Origin of the sequence: Alistipes sp., assembly GCF_048465635.1 — a bacterium.
In the GTDB taxonomy this organism is placed as follows: domain Bacteria; phylum Bacteroidota; class Bacteroidia; order Bacteroidales; family Rikenellaceae; genus Alistipes.
In genome coordinates, this window is the sequence record NZ_DBFWLF010000019.1 from 121,862 (window position 1) to 140,287 (window position 18,426).

Annotated in this window: 17 protein-coding genes; 9 read left to right on the forward strand and 8 right to left on the reverse strand. The window is 61.3% G+C overall.

Annotation, left to right across the window (positions count from 1 at the left end; translation table 11 throughout):
• Positions 1 to 39: 39 nt before the first annotated feature.
• The 5 genes from ACMO9O_RS07885 to panC form a co-directional block, all read right to left on the reverse strand.
• Complete coding sequence (locus ACMO9O_RS07885) at positions 40 to 1,341, reverse strand: fibronectin type III domain-containing protein (protein WP_418983317.1); 1,302 nt, start codon at positions 1,339 to 1,341, stop codon at positions 40 to 42.
• 335 nt (positions 1,342 to 1,676) lie between these two features.
• Positions 1,677 to 4,577, reverse strand: coding sequence for a M16 family metallopeptidase (locus ACMO9O_RS07890; RefSeq protein ID WP_418983318.1), 2,901 nt, complete (start codon positions 4,575 to 4,577; stop codon positions 1,677 to 1,679).
• 12 nt (positions 4,578 to 4,589) lie between these two features.
• Positions 4,590 to 5,102, reverse strand: coding sequence for a DUF456 domain-containing protein (locus ACMO9O_RS07895; RefSeq protein WP_418983319.1), 513 nt, complete (start codon positions 5,100 to 5,102; stop codon positions 4,590 to 4,592).
• Between the two features lie 95 nt (positions 5,103 to 5,197).
• The gene (gene panD / locus ACMO9O_RS07900) at positions 5,198 to 5,557 is read right to left on the reverse strand and encodes an aspartate 1-decarboxylase (protein ID WP_418983320.1); all 360 of its coding nucleotides are present in this window, start codon (positions 5,555 to 5,557) and stop codon (positions 5,198 to 5,200) included.
• Positions 5,557 to 6,393, reverse strand: coding sequence for a pantoate--beta-alanine ligase (gene panC, locus ACMO9O_RS07905; protein WP_418983321.1), 837 nt, complete (start codon positions 6,391 to 6,393; stop codon positions 5,557 to 5,559). Before panC ends, panD begins: the two co-directional genes overlap by 1 nt.
• Positions 6,394 to 6,757: 364 nt before the next feature.
• Between panC and ACMO9O_RS07910 the strand changes: the two genes are divergently transcribed.
• The 5 genes from ACMO9O_RS07910 to ACMO9O_RS07930 all read left to right on the forward strand — a co-directional run bounded on the left by ACMO9O_RS07910 (position 6,758) and on the right by ACMO9O_RS07930 (position 12,814).
• Positions 6,758 to 7,417: an outer membrane beta-barrel protein gene (locus ACMO9O_RS07910; RefSeq protein WP_418983322.1), complete on the forward strand. Its 660-nt coding sequence runs from the start codon at positions 6,758 to 6,760 to the stop codon at positions 7,415 to 7,417.
• A 32-nt stretch (positions 7,418 to 7,449) separates the two neighbouring features.
• Positions 7,450 to 7,575, forward strand: a complete 126-nt coding sequence (locus ACMO9O_RS07915) for a hypothetical protein (RefSeq protein ID WP_418983323.1) — start codon at positions 7,450 to 7,452, stop codon at positions 7,573 to 7,575.
• A 295-nt stretch (positions 7,576 to 7,870) separates the two neighbouring features.
• Positions 7,871 to 11,167, forward strand: a complete 3,297-nt coding sequence (gene secA / locus ACMO9O_RS07920) for a preprotein translocase subunit SecA (protein ID WP_418983324.1) — start codon at positions 7,871 to 7,873, stop codon at positions 11,165 to 11,167.
• 260 nt (positions 11,168 to 11,427) lie between these two features.
• The gene (locus ACMO9O_RS07925) at positions 11,428 to 11,874 is read left to right on the forward strand and encodes a deoxycytidylate deaminase (protein ID WP_418983325.1); all 447 of its coding nucleotides are present in this window, start codon (positions 11,428 to 11,430) and stop codon (positions 11,872 to 11,874) included.
• 211 nt (positions 11,875 to 12,085) lie between these two features.
• Entirely contained in the window at positions 12,086 to 12,814 is a 729-nt protein-coding gene (locus ACMO9O_RS07930; RefSeq protein ID WP_418983326.1) for an SDR family NAD(P)-dependent oxidoreductase, read from the forward strand.
• A gap of 119 nt (positions 12,815 to 12,933) precedes the next feature.
• Here ACMO9O_RS07930 and ACMO9O_RS07935 read toward each other — a convergent pair whose 3' ends face one another.
• Genes ACMO9O_RS07935 through lpxK form a run of 3 tightly spaced genes read right to left on the reverse strand, consistent with a single transcriptional unit; the run spans position 12,934 to position 15,254 of the window.
• Complete coding sequence (locus ACMO9O_RS07935; RefSeq protein WP_418983327.1) at positions 12,934 to 13,416, reverse strand: single-stranded DNA-binding protein; 483 nt, start codon at positions 13,414 to 13,416, stop codon at positions 12,934 to 12,936.
• Between the two features lie 4 nt (positions 13,417 to 13,420).
• Entirely contained in the window at positions 13,421 to 14,227 is an 807-nt protein-coding gene (locus ACMO9O_RS07940; RefSeq protein ID WP_418983328.1) for a purine-nucleoside phosphorylase, read from the reverse strand.
• Positions 14,211 to 15,254 carry a tetraacyldisaccharide 4'-kinase gene (gene lpxK / locus ACMO9O_RS07945; protein WP_418983329.1) on the reverse strand — a complete coding sequence of 348 codons (1,044 nt, stop codon included), beginning with the start codon at positions 15,252 to 15,254 and terminating at the stop codon, positions 14,211 to 14,213. Before lpxK ends, ACMO9O_RS07940 begins: the two co-directional genes overlap by 17 nt.
• Positions 15,255 to 15,401: 147 nt before the next feature.
• On the opposite strand from lpxK, the gene ACMO9O_RS07950 reads away from it, so the two are divergent.
• The 4 genes from ACMO9O_RS07950 to rd all read left to right on the forward strand — a co-directional run bounded on the left by ACMO9O_RS07950 (position 15,402) and on the right by rd (position 18,359).
• Positions 15,402 to 16,694, forward strand: coding sequence for a M23 family metallopeptidase (locus ACMO9O_RS07950; protein WP_418983330.1), 1,293 nt, complete (start codon positions 15,402 to 15,404; stop codon positions 16,692 to 16,694).
• A 7-nt stretch (positions 16,695 to 16,701) separates the two neighbouring features.
• Positions 16,702 to 17,457 carry a 2-C-methyl-D-erythritol 4-phosphate cytidylyltransferase gene (ispD, locus tag ACMO9O_RS07955; protein ID WP_418983331.1) on the forward strand — a complete coding sequence of 252 codons (756 nt, stop codon included), beginning with the start codon at positions 16,702 to 16,704 and terminating at the stop codon, positions 17,455 to 17,457.
• A 116-nt stretch (positions 17,458 to 17,573) separates the two neighbouring features.
• Positions 17,574 to 18,146 (forward strand): PH domain-containing protein, encoded by a 573-nt coding sequence (locus tag ACMO9O_RS07960; protein WP_418983332.1) that lies wholly within the window; start codon positions 17,574 to 17,576, stop codon positions 18,144 to 18,146.
• Positions 18,147 to 18,194: 48 nt separating this feature from the next.
• On the forward strand, positions 18,195 to 18,359 hold the full coding sequence (rd, locus tag ACMO9O_RS07965) for a rubredoxin (protein ID WP_418983333.1): 165 nt from the start codon (positions 18,195 to 18,197) through the stop codon (positions 18,357 to 18,359).
• Positions 18,360 to 18,426: the final 67 nt, after the last annotated feature.

Below are 18,426 nucleotides of genomic sequence, written 5' to 3' on the forward strand. Positions count from 1 at the left end.
CGCGGAAGGGTCCTCTTTTTCGTTTGCACGCGTGAAGGGTCAGCGGCGGCGGGGTGCGATCCCCCGTTCGCGGGCGATCCGGTTGGCAGCCGCCACGGCGGCGCGGTAGGCGGCCGGATCGGACGTCTGCGTGATGGCGGGCAGCTCTGCAGGCAGGGTTACCGTATAACAACCCGGAGCGCCGGGGATGATGTCTGTGTCGTAGGCGAGGAAGAGCAGTTCGAACGTTTCGCCGGCCATCGTGGTGTCCCAGAACGTGGCGTCGTAATAATAACCTTCGGTTCCGCCGTCCAGCTCCATGCTGCTCTTCCAGCCGGAGTAGTAGCCGTCGTAACCCTCGCCGTAGGCGTTGGCGATCGACGAGAAGTAGTCGACCCAGTACGACGCTTCCTTTTTGGCGAAGTCGCCCTCGTAGTAACCGTCTTCGTAGCGGAACGAAGCCGCGCCGTCGACCACCTCGAACCGGTAGACGGTCGCGAAGCAGTCGGCGGGGGCGCCTTCGAGCTCCGCGGAGTTGATTACCACATGCTGGATGCGCAGCGTGGCCTGGCTCTGTGTGTCGGGATTTCCGCCTTCGAACTCGCTTTTGGTCGGAATCCGGATCTTCGTCCAGCTGAGCTTTCCGGGATTGCCTTCGGCGTCTACGCCGATTATTGCGATGATGCACTCTCTGCCCCAATAGTTTTGTTCTCTGATTTTATTGTCGGCCACGGGAGCCTGTGCGAGCAGATAGGCTTTTAAATCCTCTTCGGTGTTCGGCTCGAAATCGGGATCGCTCGGATCGTCGTCGAAATAGGTCCCGTTCATCACAGTTGCATAATACTTGTCGGTCAGATCGTTGGCCTTGAACGTGACGTTGATGTAGCAATAGGTGGACATGTAATTGTGTTTCTGGTAGCTTATCTCGTCGATCGTCACCCATGGTCCCGAGAGGTAGGACGGAGCGGAGGTGGTCACGGCGTATTCCCTCCATTCCGCGTCGAGCGTCGTTTTGCCGTCGCCGAGCGCCTTGATGCGGAAGGTGTACTCGGTCGCGGCCTTCAGATCGTTGAAGGAGACGGTGAGCTTTTCGGTCGCGGTCTCCGCAACGATGGGCGTGACGGCGCCGTGCGCATTCCTGTGCTGCAAGGTATAGACATAGGAGGCGGCGCCCTCGACCGCTTCCCACGACACCGTGAACGAGGTTTCGGTGATCTGGGAGGAGATGCAGACGGGCTGCGCCACGGGAACGGGCTGCGCTTCGGGGGTGGGATCGGGATCGGCTGCGGGGTCGTCGTCCGAACAGGAGTAACCGCCCCCGGCTACTGCGAAGAGAAGCAGTAAGGAGAAGATTTTTTTCATGAATTTTGGGTTAAGTGGATATTCGGTCCGGAAAAAGGCTGCATGCGCGCTTCTTCCCGGTCGATAAAGTTAGAATATTTCCGGATGCTTTCCAAATCCGTTCCTATCACCCGAAATGCCTTTTGAAAACAGATTATAAGCTGAAAATGTTATTTTCTGCGCTTTTTTCGCCAAAACCCTCGTGTAGCGTCCGTCTCTCGATCTGAAGCGTATTTGCCGGTTACGGATCGTTTTTTCCATATTTTTTGAAAGGCGGTTCATGACCTGACCCCGCAACGGAACGCGACTGCCTCCCGAGGGATGGCAGTCGCGTTTGCTGACGGATTGTGTGCGGCCTAATAGCCGAACATCTCCTCCTGCGAGATGGTCCGGATCGGGCCGAGCGTCTTGAGGTAGTTGAGGTCGATGTCGTTGATATCGCCCAGGATGCCGTAGACGTATTTGCGATCCTTGACCCACTGCTGCTGGGTGGCCACCACGTCGTCGAGCGTCATCGTCTGCACGGCGTCGAAGACCTGCTTGTTGCGGTCGGTGTCAAGCCCAAGGTCGCGCAGGCTGAGGTAGCTCCACAGCACGCCGTCCTTGGTCGTGCGCTCGGTGCGCAGCCGCGAGAGGATGCCCTCCTTGGCGATGTTGAACGCGGCCTCCGAACGGGGCATGTCGTTGATGATCTCGTCGAACGCCTCGACCGCTTTCTGCAGCTTGTCGTTCTGCGTGGCGATGAAGGCGTAGTAGATATAGCTGCCGTCGGCGTATGCGGGGTCCGAGAGAAGGGTCCACGCCGTGTAGGCCAGCCCGCGCGCCTCGCGCATCTCCTGGAAAACCACCGAATTCATGCCGCCGCCGAAATACTCGTTGTACATCGTCAGCGCCGGGTCGTTCTTCACGTCGAACTTCTCGCCCCGGTTCGAATACTGAACGTAGTAGAGCTGCTTGGCGTCGTACTGAGCCAGAACCACTTCGTTCTTATCGGTAGGCTGCATGACGTTGAACTTCTTCTCCAGCGGCTGGAGGTCGCCGCCGACCTTGTGATGGTCGGCAAGCGCGGTCTTGAGCTGCTGTTCGCTCATCGGACCGTAATAGAGCACCTCGTGCTGCTTCTCCATCAGACCTTTGACCTTCGTGAGCAGCTGCTCGGAGGTCAGCGCCTCCAGCGCGGGGTTCGTGAGCGTGGTGCGCGCGATGAAATCCTGGCCGTAGAAGAGGTAGCGGCGCAGCGCGCCGAAGCACTGCTGCTGGTTGAGCTTGGCGTTGGCGCGGCTCTTGATCAGGTCGGCCTTGACGTTCGCAAGAATCGCCTCGTCGGGCTTTGCGTTCAGAATCAGCGCATCGAGCATGTCGATGGCCTTGCCCATATTCTCGTTAAGACCCGTCAGGGTGACCGAGCACTGGTTGCTGCCGGCGCGCATCGAGAACGAGCAGGCGATGCCGTACATCTCGGAGGCGATCTGCTCGGCGGTCATGGCGTCGGTCCCGAGGTAACCCAGGTAGTCGAACGCCAGGTTGAGCGCCGGATCGTTCTCCGTGCCGGTGTTGAAGACGTAGATGAGCGTGAAGAGGTCGTTGTTCTCGTTTTTCTTGTAGAGTACATTCACCCCCGGCTGCGCCTCGAACTGCGCCATCTCCTTTCGGTAATCCACGAAGACGGGTTCGATGGGCTTCACTGCGCTCTGCTTCACCTCCGCCAGGAACGCGCTCTGGTTGTCGCGGTTGGTGACGATCGGGGTGATCTTCGGGGCGGCGATCTTCTGTTCGTCGGGGTCTTTGCCCTGGCGCTTGTAGATCACGGCGTAGTTCTGCGGACCGAGGTACTTGTTGGCCCAGTCCACCACGTCCTGCTTGGTGATCCGCTCCATGCGTTCGATCTCCGCGACGTCGTCGGCCCAGTCAGCGCCGTTGATGAAGGAGGAGACGTACATGTCGGCCCGGCTGCTGTTCTCCTCGAGCGCGCGCATCAGGTACATCTTCCAGTTGTTGACCGAGGCCTCGACCAGCCGTTCGTCGAAATCGCCCGCACGCAGTTTGGCCACTTCAGCGAGGATCAGTTCGCGCACTTCTTCGAGCGACTGTCCCTGCTTGGCGCGCGCTCCGATGAAGAATGTCCCGTAGTCGGGCTGCGGCGAGGAGTAGGCGTAGCACGAAAGCACCTTCTGCTGCTGGTTCAGGTCGAGGTCGATCAGGCCGGCCTGTTCGTTAAAGAGCACCGAACCGGCGATCTCGGCCACCTCGTGCGGCTGGTTGGCAGCGCCCGGAAGCCGCCAGCCCAGCGTGATGTTCTCGGCTTCGAGACCCCACACCTCCTTGACGACCGGCTCGGTGATCGGCTGCTCCGGCTCGAATTCGAGCTTCGGAAGGTTCGGGTTGGGCTCCATGTCGCCGAAGTACTTCTCGATCGTGGCGACCATCTCGTCCGGGTCGAAGTCGCCCGAGAGGCAGACGGCCATGTTGTTGGGCACGTAGTAGGTCTTGTGGTAGTTCTTGACGTTGGTGATCGAGGGGTTCTTCAGGTGCTCCTGCGTACCCAGCACGGTCTGCGTTCCGTAGGGGTGGTGGGGGAACAGCGCGGCGTCGAGGGCTTCGTACACCTTGCTCGCATCGCGGGTGAGCGACATGTTCTTCTCCTCGTAGATGGTCTCCAGCTCGGTATGGAAGCCGCGGATGACGGGGTGCTTGAAGCGGTCGGCCTGAATCTTCGCCCAGTTGTCGATCTGATTCGAGGGGATGTCCTCCACGTAGACGGTCATGTCCTGCGAGGTGTAGGCGTTGGTCCCGTTGGCCCCGATGGCGGCCATCAGCTTGTCGTACTCGTTGGGGATGGCGATCTTCGACGCTTCGTAGCTCACCGAATCGATGCGGTGGTAGATCGCTGCGCGCTCCTGCGGGTCGGTGGTCTTGCGGTAGACCTCGAAGAGCTGTTCGATCTCATCGAGCATCGGCTTCTCGGCCGCATAGTCCGACGTGCCGAACTGCTGCGTGCCCTTGAACATGAGGTGTTCGAAGTAGTGGGCCAGGCCGGTGGTCTCCGCGGGGTCGTTCTTGCCGCCGACCTTCACGGCGATGTAGGTCTGGATGCGGGGCGTCTCCTTGTTGACGCTCATGTAGACCTTCAGCCCGTTGTCGAGCGTATAGATTCGGGTCTTGAGCGGGTCGTTGGGGACGGTTTCGTACTTGTACTTGCTACAAGCTGCGGTCAGCATCGTTGCGACGATCACCGCCAAAAACAGAAGTCTCTTCATACGCTATCGAGTTTAGAAAACAGTTGCGAACCACTCCCGTACGGCGGGGTAGGTGTCGGCGGCCACGTGGACGATGATGCCCAGCGACACGATGAGTTTGAGTCCCGTGCCGACGATGAAGGCCATGAAGGAGCCGAAACCGACGCGCAGGGCCTTGTCCACGTCCTGCTTGTCGTGGACCAGCTCGCCCAGAACGGCTCCGGCGAAGGGACCCAGGATGATGCCCAGCGGCGGAAAGAGGAAGAATCCGGCGAAGACGCCCACCGTCGCGCCGATCGCCCCGGCCCGCGAGCCGCCGAAGCGGCGTGTCATCCAGGCCGGCAGGAAGTAGTCGGCGGCGCTGACCGCCACGACGATCCCCAGCCACAGCCACAGCGAGCCGGCGCTCATCGTCGAGTAGGAGGTGAAGTAGGCGCACAGAAGCCCGGCGTAGCTCAGCACGACGCCCGGCAGGGCGGGAACGATGCTGCCGACGATCCCGAGGATCGCAAGCAGAAAGGCCGCTATCGAAAGGACAATATCCATCGCAGAGGGATTGTATAGGACAAATATACGAAATATCACCAAAAAATCTCCCTTTTCGGGGAGATTTTATCGGATTGCGTTATGTTCGGGTCGGATTATTCGACGAGCCGGTTGGTCGCCGTGTCGGGGAAGATGACCCACGGCCGGAACCGCTTCGCATCCTCGAAATCCATCAGCGCGTAGGAGGCGATGATAACGATGTCGCCCACCTGCACTTTGCGCGCGGCGGCTCCGTTCAGGCAGATGCAGCCGCTGCCGCGTTCGCCCTTGATGATGTAGGTTTCGAAACGCTCGCCGTTGTCGATGTCCATGATCTGGACCTTCTCGCCCTCGATCATGTTGGCGGCCTCCATCAACGCTTCGTCGATGGTGATGCTCCCCACATAGTTGAGGTTCGCCTGGGTGACCGTCACCCGGTGAATCTTCGATTTGATGACTTCGATCTGGAATTTCATTATCGGATGCGGATGTTATCGATTAAACGGATCTCTCCGGCCTGCACGGCGATGCAGCCCTGAATGTGCGGGGCGTCGCTCCATGCGGCGACCTCCTGCATCGTGCGGGCATGGACCGGCTGGAAGTAGATGACCCGCAGCAGCCCGCCGCGCTCGATCTCGGAGCGAACCCATGCCTTCAACTCGGCGGGCGGGAGCGTGTGCGAGCGTTCGGCGGCGGCTTTCAGCGTGGCGTAGATGCGCGGGGCAGCGGCGCGGTGCTCCTTGTCGAGCAGCGTATTGCGCGAGGAGAGCGCCAGTCCGTCCTCGCCGCGGACGATCGGGCAGTCGACGATCTCGACGGGCAGCGCCAGCTGGCGCACCATCTCGCGGATGACGGCGATCTGCTGGAAGTCCTTTTCGCCGAAGTAGGCGCGCGCCGGACGCACGATGTCGAACAGGCGGCTGACCACCTGCGCCACACCGTTGAAGTGACCGGGACGCGTGGCTCCCTCCATCACCTTGTCGATCGGACCAAAGTCGAAGACGCGGGTGTCCTCCGCGGGGTATATCTCCTCGACCGAAGGCATCAGCACGAAGTCCGCACCTGCCTCTTCGAGCAGCCGTGCGTCGGCTTCCGGGGTGCGGGGGTAGTGCCTCAGATCGTTCTTGTCGTTGAACTGGGTGGGGTTCACGAAGACGCTGACCACGACGGTGGCGTTCTCGCGGCGTGCCCGCTCGACCAGCGACCGGTGGCCCGCATGCAAAGCCCCCATGGTCGGTACGAACCCGATTCCCGGCTGCTCCACCTGGTCCAGTTCGGCGCGAAGCTCCTTGACGCTTGTAAATAGTTTCATCTCTTATCGAACGAATTGCGGGGCAAAGGTAGAAATTCCCCCAGACATAACGAAGGAAAAAAGCAAAAAAAGCGTCCGTTCCGTTCGCTTCCGCAAAAAGCGTCCGGCTGCCGCGGCGGACCCGGAGCGAACGGCTTAACGTCCTGCGCGGTCCCATGGGTCCGCCGCCGGATTCGGTGCTGAAATTCCGCCGGTTCGTTGAAAAGGGGTGCAAATGGTTGGATCGGCAGCGGAAAATATTTATATTTATCCGACGATTAGCCCGGAAATACCCGGAAACGGCCGCGTGCCGCAGGAAGGAGGCTCCGTATTTCCGTCCGACGAATCCGCTCCGCGGAGCCGGGAGCGATCTAAAACAAATGCTATGAAAAAGCTCTTACTTCTGATCGGCCTTGCTGCATTCGGAATGAACGCCTCGGCGCAGAACGAATCCGCGTGGAACGTGCATGTCGGATGGAACCTCGCGAGCGAAAACATCAAGGGCGGCGGAGTGAATCTTTCGACCGATTCGCATTCGCAGTTCCAGGTGGGTTTCTCCTATTCGCTTCCTCTTTCGCAGAACATGCCGCTCTACCTGAGCGCCGGACTCGACTTTACGGGACGCGGCGGTCAGACCAAGGTCGATGGCGTCAAGGCGTCGGACAACCTCTACTACCTGCAGCTGCCCGTCACGGTCGGCTGGCATTTCGACCTGAGCGAGTGGGTGTCGATCCGTCCCGAAGTGGGAGTATGGTATGCGGCCGGCCTGTTCAGCAATTCGAAGGTGGGCGGCGAAGCCATCAAGGACGAATCGGGTGACAACTACGATTTTTTCTCCGAATATACCGATGGGGATGGAAAAATGAAAGCGCTTAAAACTTCCGATTTCGGCCTGCGCTTCGGGGTGGACGTCGCCCTGAAGGAGCATTACAGCATCGGCCTGGGGTACGATCTGGGGCTGATGAACATAAACAAAGATATGTTCGATAGCAGCGTCAAGGTCCGCAACGGCGTATTCTATATCCGTGCGGGTTATAATTTCTGATTCCCTCGGGATCGTCTGCCAAGCGTGCATCCATGAAGGATGCACGCTTTTTTCATGGCGACCTGTTTGTTGAAGAGAGAGGCAAATTTAGCCTCGGCGTAACTGAATTGCTGCTTCTGTTGCTGCAGGCTGCGTCTTACCGGCTCTCCGAGCGCTAAAACACAGGGTTTACATTTTTTTTAATGTTTGATAATAAAGGCACTCTGCCCCTTTCTTGGACGCAGCCTGAGTGCATGCGACAAGCGGACCTCCGCAGGGGGAGGCTGCGGCCCGCTGACCTGAAGGTCAAAAACATGACGCTCTCCGGCTCGACCGTTGAAGAGAAAATCCATTCGCGCACAGCCCTGCCAATACACGCCTTTCAGCATACTTTCCTTCCTCCTTTTGCGTTTTGCGGAAAAATATGTACTTTTGTAAGATTTACAACCGAATCCGGAAACAACAACAAACACTATGGATATAGTTGCCAGTATCATCAAAGCCGTCTTCGGCTCCAAAGCCGACAAGGACCGCAAGCAGATCGAACCCTATCTGGAGAAGATCAAAGCCGTATACCCCTCGATCGAGGCACTCTCGAACGACGAGCTGCGCGCCCGCAGCGAATCGCTCAAACAGCAGATTGCCGACTTCATCGCCGGGGACGAGGCGCGTATCGTCGAGCTGAAAGCCACGCTCGAAAAGCCCGAAACCACCCTCGAGGAGAAGGAGAAGATTTCGAAAGAGATCGACGAGATCACCAAGCGTATCGACGAGAAGATCGAGGAGAAGCTCGACGAACTGCTGCCCGAGGCGTTCGCCATCATGAAGGACACGGCGCGCCGCTTCGCGCAGAACGAAGAGATCGTCGTGACGGCCAACGATTTCGACCGCGATCTGGCGGCTTCGAAGGATTTCGTGCGCATCGAGGGCGACAAGGCTATCTACGCGAACCACTGGATGGCGGGCGGCAACGATGTGAAGTGGGACATGGTCCACTACGACGTGCAGCTCTTCGGCGGCGTGGTTCTGCACAAGGGCAAGATCGCCGAGATGGCCACGGGTGAGGGAAAGACCCTCGTGGCGACGCTCCCGGTGTTCCTCAACGCCCTGGCTAAGAAGGGCGTGCACCTGGTGACGGTCAACAACTACCTGGCCAAGCGCGACTCGGAGTGGATGGGTCCGATGTACGAATTCCACGGACTTTCGGTGGCCTGCATCGACGACACGCAGCCCAACTCCGACGCCCGCCGCAAGGCTTACATGGCCGACATCACGTTCGGTACGAACAACGAGTACGGCTTCGACTACCTGCGCGACAACATGGCTTCGTCGCCCAAGGACCTCGTCCAGCGCAAGCACCACTTCGCCATCGTCGATGAGGTCGACTCCGTGTTGATCGACGACGCCCGGACGCCGCTCATCATTTCAGGTCCCGTGCCCAAGGGCGACGACCAGCTCTTCGAGCAGTACCGCCCGGCCATCGAGCACCTTTACAACCTGCAAAAGAACCTGGTCACCTCGCTGCTCTCCGAGGCGCGCCAGCTGATCGCGGCGGGCAAGAACGACGAGGGCGGCGTGAAGCTCTACCGCACGCACAAGGGCCTTCCCAAGTACAAGCCGCTGATCAAGTTCCTCTCCGAGCAGGGCGTCAAGGCGCTGATGCAGAAGACCGAGAACACCTACATGCAGGACAACAACCGCCGCATGCCGGAGATCACGGACGACCTCTATTTCGTCATCGACGAGAAGCTCAATTCGGTGGAGCTGACCGACAAGGGGCACGAGGTACTGTCGAAATATTTCAACGAGGACGGTTTCTTCGTACTGCCCGACATCGGGGCCGAGGTCGCCGAGCTGGAGAAGAGCAGCCTGTCGGCCGAGGAGCGCGCGCAGAAGCGCGACGAGGTGATCAACGACTACTCGATCAAGTCGGAGCGCGTGCACACGGTGATCCAGCTGCTGAAAGCCTACGCCATGTTCGAAAAGGACATTGAGTACGTGGTGATGGACAACAAGGTGAAGATCGTCGACGAGCAGACGGGCCGTATCCTCGAAGGCCGCCGCTATTCGGACGGCCTGCACCAGGCCATCGAGGCCAAGGAGCACGTGAAGGTCGAGGCCGCGACGCAGACGTTCGCCACCATCACCCTGCAGAACTACTTCCGCATGTACCACAAGCTGGCCGGTATGACCGGTACGGCCGAGACGGAGGCTTCGGAGTTCTGGAGCATCTACAAGTTGGACGTGGTGGTCATCCCGACCAATCGTCCCGTCGTGCGCGACGACCGGCAGGATTTGATCTATAAGACCAAGCGCGAAAAGTACAACGCCGTCATCGACGAGATCGTCAAGCTGGTCGGCGAAGGCCGTCCGGTGCTGGTGGGTACGACGTCGGTCGAGATTTCGGAGCTGCTGAGCCGCATGCTCAAGTTGCGCGGCATCAAGCATAACGTGCTGAACGCCAAACAGCATCAGCTGGAGGCTCAGGTCGTGGCCGAAGCCGGCCGCTCGGGACAGGTGACCATCGCCACCAACATGGCCGGCCGAGGAACCGACATCAAACTCACGCCCGAGGTCAAGACTGCGGGCGGTCTGGCGATCATCGGCACGGAGCGCCACGAAAGCCGCCGCGTCGACCGCCAGCTGCGCGGCCGCGCCGGACGACAGGGCGACCCCGGATCGTCGCAGTTCTTCGTCTCGCTCGAGGACGACCTGATGCGTCTGTTCGGCTCGGGCCGCATCGCCTCGATGATGGACCGCATGGGGCTGAAGGAGGGCGAGGTGATCCAGGCCGGAATGATGACGCGCGCCATCGAACGCGCCCAGAAGAAGGTCGAAGAGAACAACTTCGGAATCCGCAAGCGTCTGTTGGAGTACGACGACGTGATGAACTCGCAGCGCGAGGTGATCTACACGCGCCGCCGCCACGCCCTCTACGGCGAGCGGATCGAGATCGACCTGAACAACATCATGTACGACTTCGCCGAGAACTTCGTCGAGACCAACCGCGGCATCGAGTTCGAGGATTTCCGTTTCGAGCTGATCCGCGAGGTGGCCGTCGAGCCGTCGTTCGACGCCGCGGCCTACGCCGACGCCAAACCCGCCGAGCTGGTCGAGTGGATCGTCAAGGACCTCAAGGACACCTACGCGCGCCGCGCCAAGGCGGTGGCCGACACGGTGCGTCCGGTCATGCAGCGCATCTACGAGGACAAGAAGGAGCAGCTGGATTCGAACATCTACTTCCCGATCACCGACGGCCACCTCGGCTACAACGTGCCGGTCAACCTGCTCAAATGCAAGGAGACGGACGGGGCGGAGATTTACAAGGTCTTCTCCAAGGTGGTCATGTTCACCTCGATCGACGACGCCTGGCGCGAGCATCTGCGCGAGATGGACGACCTGCGCCAGAGCGTGCAGAACGCCACCTACGAGCAGAAAGACCCGCTGCTGATCTACAAGTTCGAATCGTTCGGGCTGTTCTCCAAGATGCTCGTCAAGGTCAACCGCGACGTGCTGGCCATCCTCAACAAAGCCTATATTCCGGTGCGGGATCAGAACGCCGAGGCGGTGCAGCGGCAGCAGCAGCGCGAACGGGCCAAGGTCGACGTCAACAAACTGCAGGCTTCGCGCATGCAGGCCGCGGCGCAGGCCGGGCAGCAGGAGCGCCAGCGGACGATGCCCATCCAGGCTGAGAAGAAGATCGGCCGCAACGACCCCTGCCCCTGCGGCTCGGGCAAGAAGTACAAGAACTGCCACGGGCAGGGGCTTTAAGCCCTTGTCCGGAGCGGGCGATTGTAGCAGGTCGGAAGATTCGCTGGATTCCGCTTCTGCCCGGCATAACGCATCGGAAAGGGCGCAGCCGGTTAGTTTTTTGCGGCTCCCTGAGCCGCGCGGGCCGCAGCCTCCGGCAGCGGAGGCCCGCATTTCGCGTCCCTCCGCAGGCTGCAGCCTTGCCACCACCGCTGACCCGACAGCAGACGCTTGAAAATCAGTTTTGCCAAACCGCGTTAAATAAATATCACACTTCGGACATGACCTACCAGGAAGAAAAGCAACGCCAGCTGGACATGCGCTACATCCGCATGGCACGCATCTGGGCCGAGAACTCCTACTGCGTGCGGCGCAAGGTCGGCGCGCTGATCGTCAAGGACAAGATGATCATCTCCGACGGCTACAACGGCACGCCGTCGGGCTTCGAGAACGTCTGCGAGGACGAACAGGGACGTACCAAAGCCTATGTGCTCCACGCCGAGGCCAACGCCATCACCAAGGTCGCCAAGTCGGCCAACAACTGCGACGGCTCGACGCTCTATATCACCTCCGCCCCCTGCATCGAGTGCTCGAAGCTGATTATCCAGGCCGGCATCCGGCGGGTGGTCTACTGTGACGAGTACCGCTCCGAGGAGGGGTTGGACCTCCTGCGGCGGGTGGGCATCGCGTGCGTGCGCTGCGAACCCGACGAACCGGCGGCAAAATAACAAACCCCTCCACCCGACATTTGCCCTGCCGCGCATCGCTGCCGACCGGCGGATCGAAGCCTCACGCCGCCGCGCTCGCGCCCGCCCGACGCGAAGCCAGAAAAAGGGGATCGAATAACCGGAAAGAGCCTATCAACAGGCTCTTTTCCGTTATCCGGACCCTTGCTTATCCGGGCCGCGGTTCGTATCTTGAGCAGGTAAAAATTTCGCTATGAAACGTATCGTCATCGTCGGAGCCACTTCCGGGCTGGGGCTCGAACTGGCCCGCCAATGTATCCGCAAAGGGTGGTCGGTGGGAGCCGCCGGACGCCGCGCCGAAGCACTCACCGCCTTGCAGGCCGAAGCGCCCGGGCAGGTGGCGATCCAGCCGCTCGACGTCACGCACGACGACGCCCCGCAGCGGTTGGACGCGCTCATCGAACGGCTCGGCGGCATGGACGTCTATTTCCACGCTGCGGGTATCGGCAGCCGCAACACGGAGCTTCGGCCCGACATCGAACTCGCTACATTAAGAACCAACGGCGAGGGATTCGTCCGCCTGGTCACCTCGGCGTTCGGCTACTTCCGTGCGCACGGAGGCGGGCGGATCGCCGCCATCAGCTCCATCGCCGGAACCCGCGGTCTGGGTCCCGCCCCGGCCTACTCGGCGACCAAGCGCATGCAGAGCACCTACCTCGACGCCCTCTCCCAGCTGGCCCGCACCCAACGGCTCGGCATCCGCTTCACGGACATCCGCCCCGGATTCGTCGACACCCCCATGCTGCACGGCGACTACCCCATGCGGATGCGTCCGGAAAAGGTTGCACGCGCCATATTGCAGGCCTTGGAAAGCGGGCGGCGGCGCATCGTCATCGACGACCGCTACGCCGCGCTGGTCTTCCTCTGGCGGCTCATACCCGCCGCCTTGTGGGAGCGGATCCGTCTGCAACCGAAAGCGTAAAACGAACAGCCGCCCCTCGAAAGGTGCGGCTGTATCTTCGATCCGACAAGCCGATCATGCCGCTGCATGCGCAAGCAGCCTGACCAGATAAGGCCGATCCTGCAACCGGCCCTCCAGCGTCAGAACGGCAGGTCGTCGGGGTCTTCGGCCGGAGTGGCCGGAGCCGCTGCGGCGGCAGGCTGCGGGGGTGCGGCGGCGGGACGCGGAGCCGCGGCCTGCGGCGTCCCGTAAGCCGACGCCGGAGCCGACGCTCCGTCCGAGGCGGGATTGTTCGCACGGCGGCCCAGCAGGTTCATCACGTCGGCCAGAATCTCGGTCGTGTACCGCTTGTTGTTGTCCTTGTCCATCCACTCGCGCGTGCGCAGGCGGCCTTCGACGTAGATCTGCGTCCCCTTGCGGACGTAGCGGTCCACCACGTCGGCCAGACCGCGCCACAGCGTGATCGTATGCCATTCGGTGTGTTCCTTGGTCTCGTTGGCCTGCCGGTCGAACAGCCGTTCGGTGGTGGCCAGGCGGATGCGGGCGACCTTCACGCCGCCCTCGGTGGTGCGCACTTCGGGGTCGATGCCCACGTTGCCCACCAGAATCACTTTGTTTACCATATCGCTAAAGTTCTTTGATCATTTCGCGGAAGAGCACCTCCATGCGCGCTCCGGCCCTGCGGCCCTGCAGCTGCACGTCCTCGTGGTCGCCCGCCTCGTCCGACAGGCCGCAGTTGGTGATGACCGACACGCCGAAGACGGGGATCGACATGTGGCGCGCCACGATCACCTCCGGCACCGTCGACATGCCTGCGGCGTCGCCTCCGATCGCCTTGAAATAGCGGTACTCGGCCTGTGTCTCGAAGGTGGGACCCGTGCCGCCGACGTAGACGCCGTACTGGAGCTTGATCCCCTCCCGCTCGGCGATCGCGGTCGCGCGGGCGATCAGCGCCTTGTCGTAGCAGTTGTGCATGTCGGGGAAGCGGGGGCCCAGCTCCTCGATGTTGGGACCGATCAGCGGGTTGGGCATCAGGTTGATGTGGTCGGTGATAATCATCAGGTCGCCCACGCGGAACGAGGTGTTGATGCCGCCCGAGGCGTTCGAGACGAACAGGCAGCGGATGCCCAGCTGCGCCATCACGCGCACGGGCAGCGTCACCTGCGTCATGGCATAGCCTTCGTAGTAGTGGAAGCGGCCCTGCATAGCCACCACGCGGCGTCCTTCGACCTTTCCGAAGATCATGCGGCCGGCATGGCCCTGCACGGTGGAGCGCGGGAAGCCCGGAATATCCTTGTATTCGATTACCTTTTCGGCCTCGATCTTGTCGGCGAAGCCGCCCAGCCCCGTACCGAGGATGATGCCCACTTCGGGTTCGAAATCGCCGATCCTTTGCCGGATGAAGGCGGCAGTGTTTTTAATTTGCTCTAACATCTTCTTCGAGTCTTTGCAGAAAATCCGTTGCCGAATCCTCTATGAATGAAATATTGATCGGTAAATAATACAGTTTGATGCGGATTTGCTCCGGGATTTTGTCCCGGTTGGTCAGTTTTACGGCGTCCTTCTCAGTGGTCACCACCACCGCGTCGGGGTGCTTGGCCAGCAGCGCGCCGATGCGGCTGAGGTCGCGGACGCGGTAGACGTGGTGATCGTCGAGGGTCATTTCGGCCACCAGATCGTACCGCGTGCGGAGCGTGTCGAGGAACGGACGCGGATTTCCGATGCCCGAGAGGGCGATGACCTGCTGCGCGGCGGCCAGCGGCTCGCGCGACGCCTCTTCGGGATAGAGCGGCTGGGGCATGAAACTCTCGAAGCGGGTGAAATAGACCTTTTGATAGGCGACCTGGATCAGCACCTTGCGCAGGATGCGGCGGTCGATGGGGGCCATCCGCTCGGGACACTTGGTGACGATAAAGTAGTGGGCGCGGTGCAGCTCTTCGGGCAGGTCGCGCAGCGTTCCGGCCGGAAGCATGCGGTCGTGCTGGATGGGGCGCGTGGCGTCGATCATCACGATATTGACCTTCGGCTCGACATAGCGGTGCTGAAATCCGTCGTCCAAGACGATCAGATCGACCTCCGGGTGCTCGGCGCAGATGCGGCGGATGCCCTCCGCGCGCTTCTCGCACACGGCCACCACCGTATCGGGGAATTTGAGCTTGATTTGCAGCGGCTCGTCGCCCACGTCGCGGTAGTGCGACGTCTCAATCACCTCGCGGTAACCCTTCGTGCGGCGGCCGTAGCCGCGCGAGAGCAGCGCCACGTTGTGCATCTGCGACATGTAGGCGATCACCATCTCGGCCATCGGGGTCTTGCCCGTGCCGCCGACGGTGATGTTGCCGATGCAGACGACCGGAATGTCGAAACGCTCGCTCTTGAGCACGCCCCAGTCGAACAGGCGGTGACGGAACGTCACCCCCGCCTTATACAGAAATGCTGCCGGCGCGAGCAGGAATCTCAACATCTGGTTGCGGTTTGGTCACACGGATTTTCAAAATTAACGATAAATATCGGTACGACAAAACAAAACCCGACAAATCTCGGGCCGGGCGCACAAAGTGCGGGGAAAATTCCCGTTTTCCGCAATTTTTTCCTATTTTTGCTTCCATCTATGAAAAACCCGAAATTAGCGATTTACGCCTGCCTGCTGCTGGCCGCGACGGCATGCGGAGGCAGCCGCGAGCAGGCCGAGGAGCCTGCGGAGGAGCCGCACGACATACTCTACGGCATCGTTGCCGACGACTACCGCACCGAGACGGGCGAAGTGGCTCCGGGCGAGACGATGGGCGGGATTCTGGGCCGCTACGGCGTTTCGGCCGCGGCGGTCGACCGGCTGGACCGCGCCGCCAGGGAGGTGTTCCCGCTGCGCAACATCCGCGCGGGACACAAGTACACGGCATTCATCCACGAAGATTCGCTCTATGCGCCCCACCTCGACCACCTGGTCTACGAGAGCAGTCTGACCGACTACGTGGTGTTCAGTCTCTGCGACGACTCGGTGGCCGTGCGCCGCGACACGAAGCCCTACACGCTGCGCCGCACGAAGAAGAGCGCCACGATCAACTCCTCGCTCTGGGGCGCGATCATGGAAGAGGAGCTTCCCTATGCGCTGGCGGCCGAACTGGAGGACATCTACCAGTGGACGGTCGACTTCTTCGGCATCCAGAAGGGCGACCGTTTCACGGTGATCTACGACGAGCGCTTCATCGACGACACCGTTTCGGCGGGCATCGGCCGCGTCTGGGGCGCCCGCTTCACGCAGGGGGGCCGGGATTATTATGCCATCCCCTTCCGGCAGGGCGGCAAGGTCCGCTACTGGGAGGCCGACGGGGCGAGCCTCAGAAAACAGATGCTCAAGGCTCCGCTGAAGTATTCGCGCATCAGTTCGCGCTTCACCTATGCCCGCAAACACCCGATCTACAAGGTTTACCGCCCGCATACAGGCGTCGACTACGCCGCACCGAAAGGCACGCCCGTACACGCCGTTGCCGACGGCGTAGTGACCTTCAAGGGGTGGGCCGGAGGCGGCGGCAACACGCTCAAGATCAAGCATGCGGGCAACCTGATGACGGGTTACATGCACATGAGCGGTTACGCCAAGGGAATCGCTAAAGGCTCGCGCGTGTCGCAGGGCCAGCTGATCGGCTACGTCGGCTCGACGGGCGCTTCGACGGGTCCCCACCTCGACTACCGCGTCTGGAAGAACGGCAAGCCGATCGACCCGCTGAAGATTCCGCAGGAACCCGCCGAACCGATCGCCGCGGAGAACCGCGAGCTGTTCGAATTTGTCCGCGGCCGCATCCTGGCCGAACTGAACGGCGAGGTGAAGGAGGAGGAGCGCATCACGCAGCTCGACTCACTGGTATTGCCCGCAACGGTCGCTCAGAACGCAGCCGCAGAATAAATTGCTTATGGAATGGCAGACGGCGGTTATCATCGTGGCGGGAGGCAGCGGACGGCGCTGCGGCGGGGGGCTTCCCAAGCAGTTCCGGCTGCTCGCGGGACAGCCCGTACTGGCGCGCACGATCAACCTTTTCGCCGCGGCGCTGCCCGGCGCGGAGATCGTCGTCGTGCTGCCGGAGCGCTATACCGAATTTTGGAAGAACTTCGCGGCCCGCTTCGACGTGGCTCCGCATGCGATCGCCGCGGGCGGTGCACAACGGTTCCATTCGGTGCGCAGCGGGCTGGCGGCCCTGCGGTCGGAACCGGAGCTGATCGCCGTGCAGGACGGGGTGCGACCGCTGGCATCATCCGAGCTGATCCGCCGCGTGGTGGAGGCCGCCGCCGAGCAGGGGGCGGTCGTCCCGGCGGTGGAACCCGCCGATTCGTTCCGCATGACGGAGGGCGACGGAACGCGGATCGTCGACCGCAGCCGTTTGCGCGCCGTGCAGACCCCGCAGGCGTTCCGCGCCGACTGGCTGCTGAGCGCCTACCGGGCCGAATACGACGAAGCGTTTACCGACGATGCCTCCCTGGTGGAGCGGGCCGGGCACAGGATTTGCCTCGTGGAGGGTGAGCGCACGAACATCAAGCTGACCACCGAGGAGGATTTCATCGTGGCGGAGGCGCTGCTGGCCGCCCGCTGCGCGGAAGAGCTGCTCGAAGAAACGCACGCAGGGATGTCCGAAGCTACCCACGAACAGACGCTCGGAATTATGCCTGAATAGGCGCCCGAAGCTACCCCGGAACAGACGACACCCAAAGAAACAAACGCAAAGCCCCCGAATGGACACCCGGAATTGAGCCGAACAGACAACCTAACCCCTCCGAGAGAAGCCCCGCGATGACGAGCATCTACAAATATCATTTCGACCGCCACACGATCTACTGGACGCTGATCTATCTGGTGATTTTCGTGCTGCTGGGTGTAGGGCTTTACTTCCTCTATGAAGGGGGTTACCTCTCAGCGTGGTTCACCTCGTTCATCGTGGCACTTATCGCCCTCGCGGCGCTGTCGATCCCCCGCCGGATCGTGGTCACGGACGAGAGGGTGGAGATTCGCTGCCTGCTGGATATCACCGAGATTCGCCGCGACGAGATCGCCTCGGTCCGCCGCGTGGAGCCGCGCCGCATGAAGTGGTTCCTGCCCGTGTTCAGCGTCTGCGGATTCTTCGGCTACTACGGCCACTTCCTCGACCTGAAACGGTTCGAGCGGGTCAGGCTCTACGCTTCGGAGTGGAAGAATTTCGTCGAGATCACCGACATCTACGAGGAGCGTCTCTACGTCTCGTGCACCGAAGCCGACCGCCTGGTGGCCGAGCTTACCCCGCCCGGCGGGAACCGGCCCCCGGAGGACGAGGACGAAGAGGAACCCGAAAGCGAAGAGGATCAGCGCCGGGAGACCCAAAGCGAGTGAATCGCAGCACGAAAGCAAGCAAGTATCATCCTATAAAAAAGCAAAACCATGAAAAAGTACCGTTGTACCGTTTGCGGCTGGATCTACGATCCGGCAACCGGCGATCCCGACGGAGGCATCGCCCCCGGAACGCAGTTCGAAGAGATTCCCGACGACTGGACCTGCCCGCTCTGCGGCGTCGGCAAGGAGGACTTCGAGGAGGTCGAGGAGTAGGCCCTGATTGGGAGGGCGATTCGTGAGTTCGCGCCCAGAAGCGGCGGGCAATTCGCAGGACGTCCCG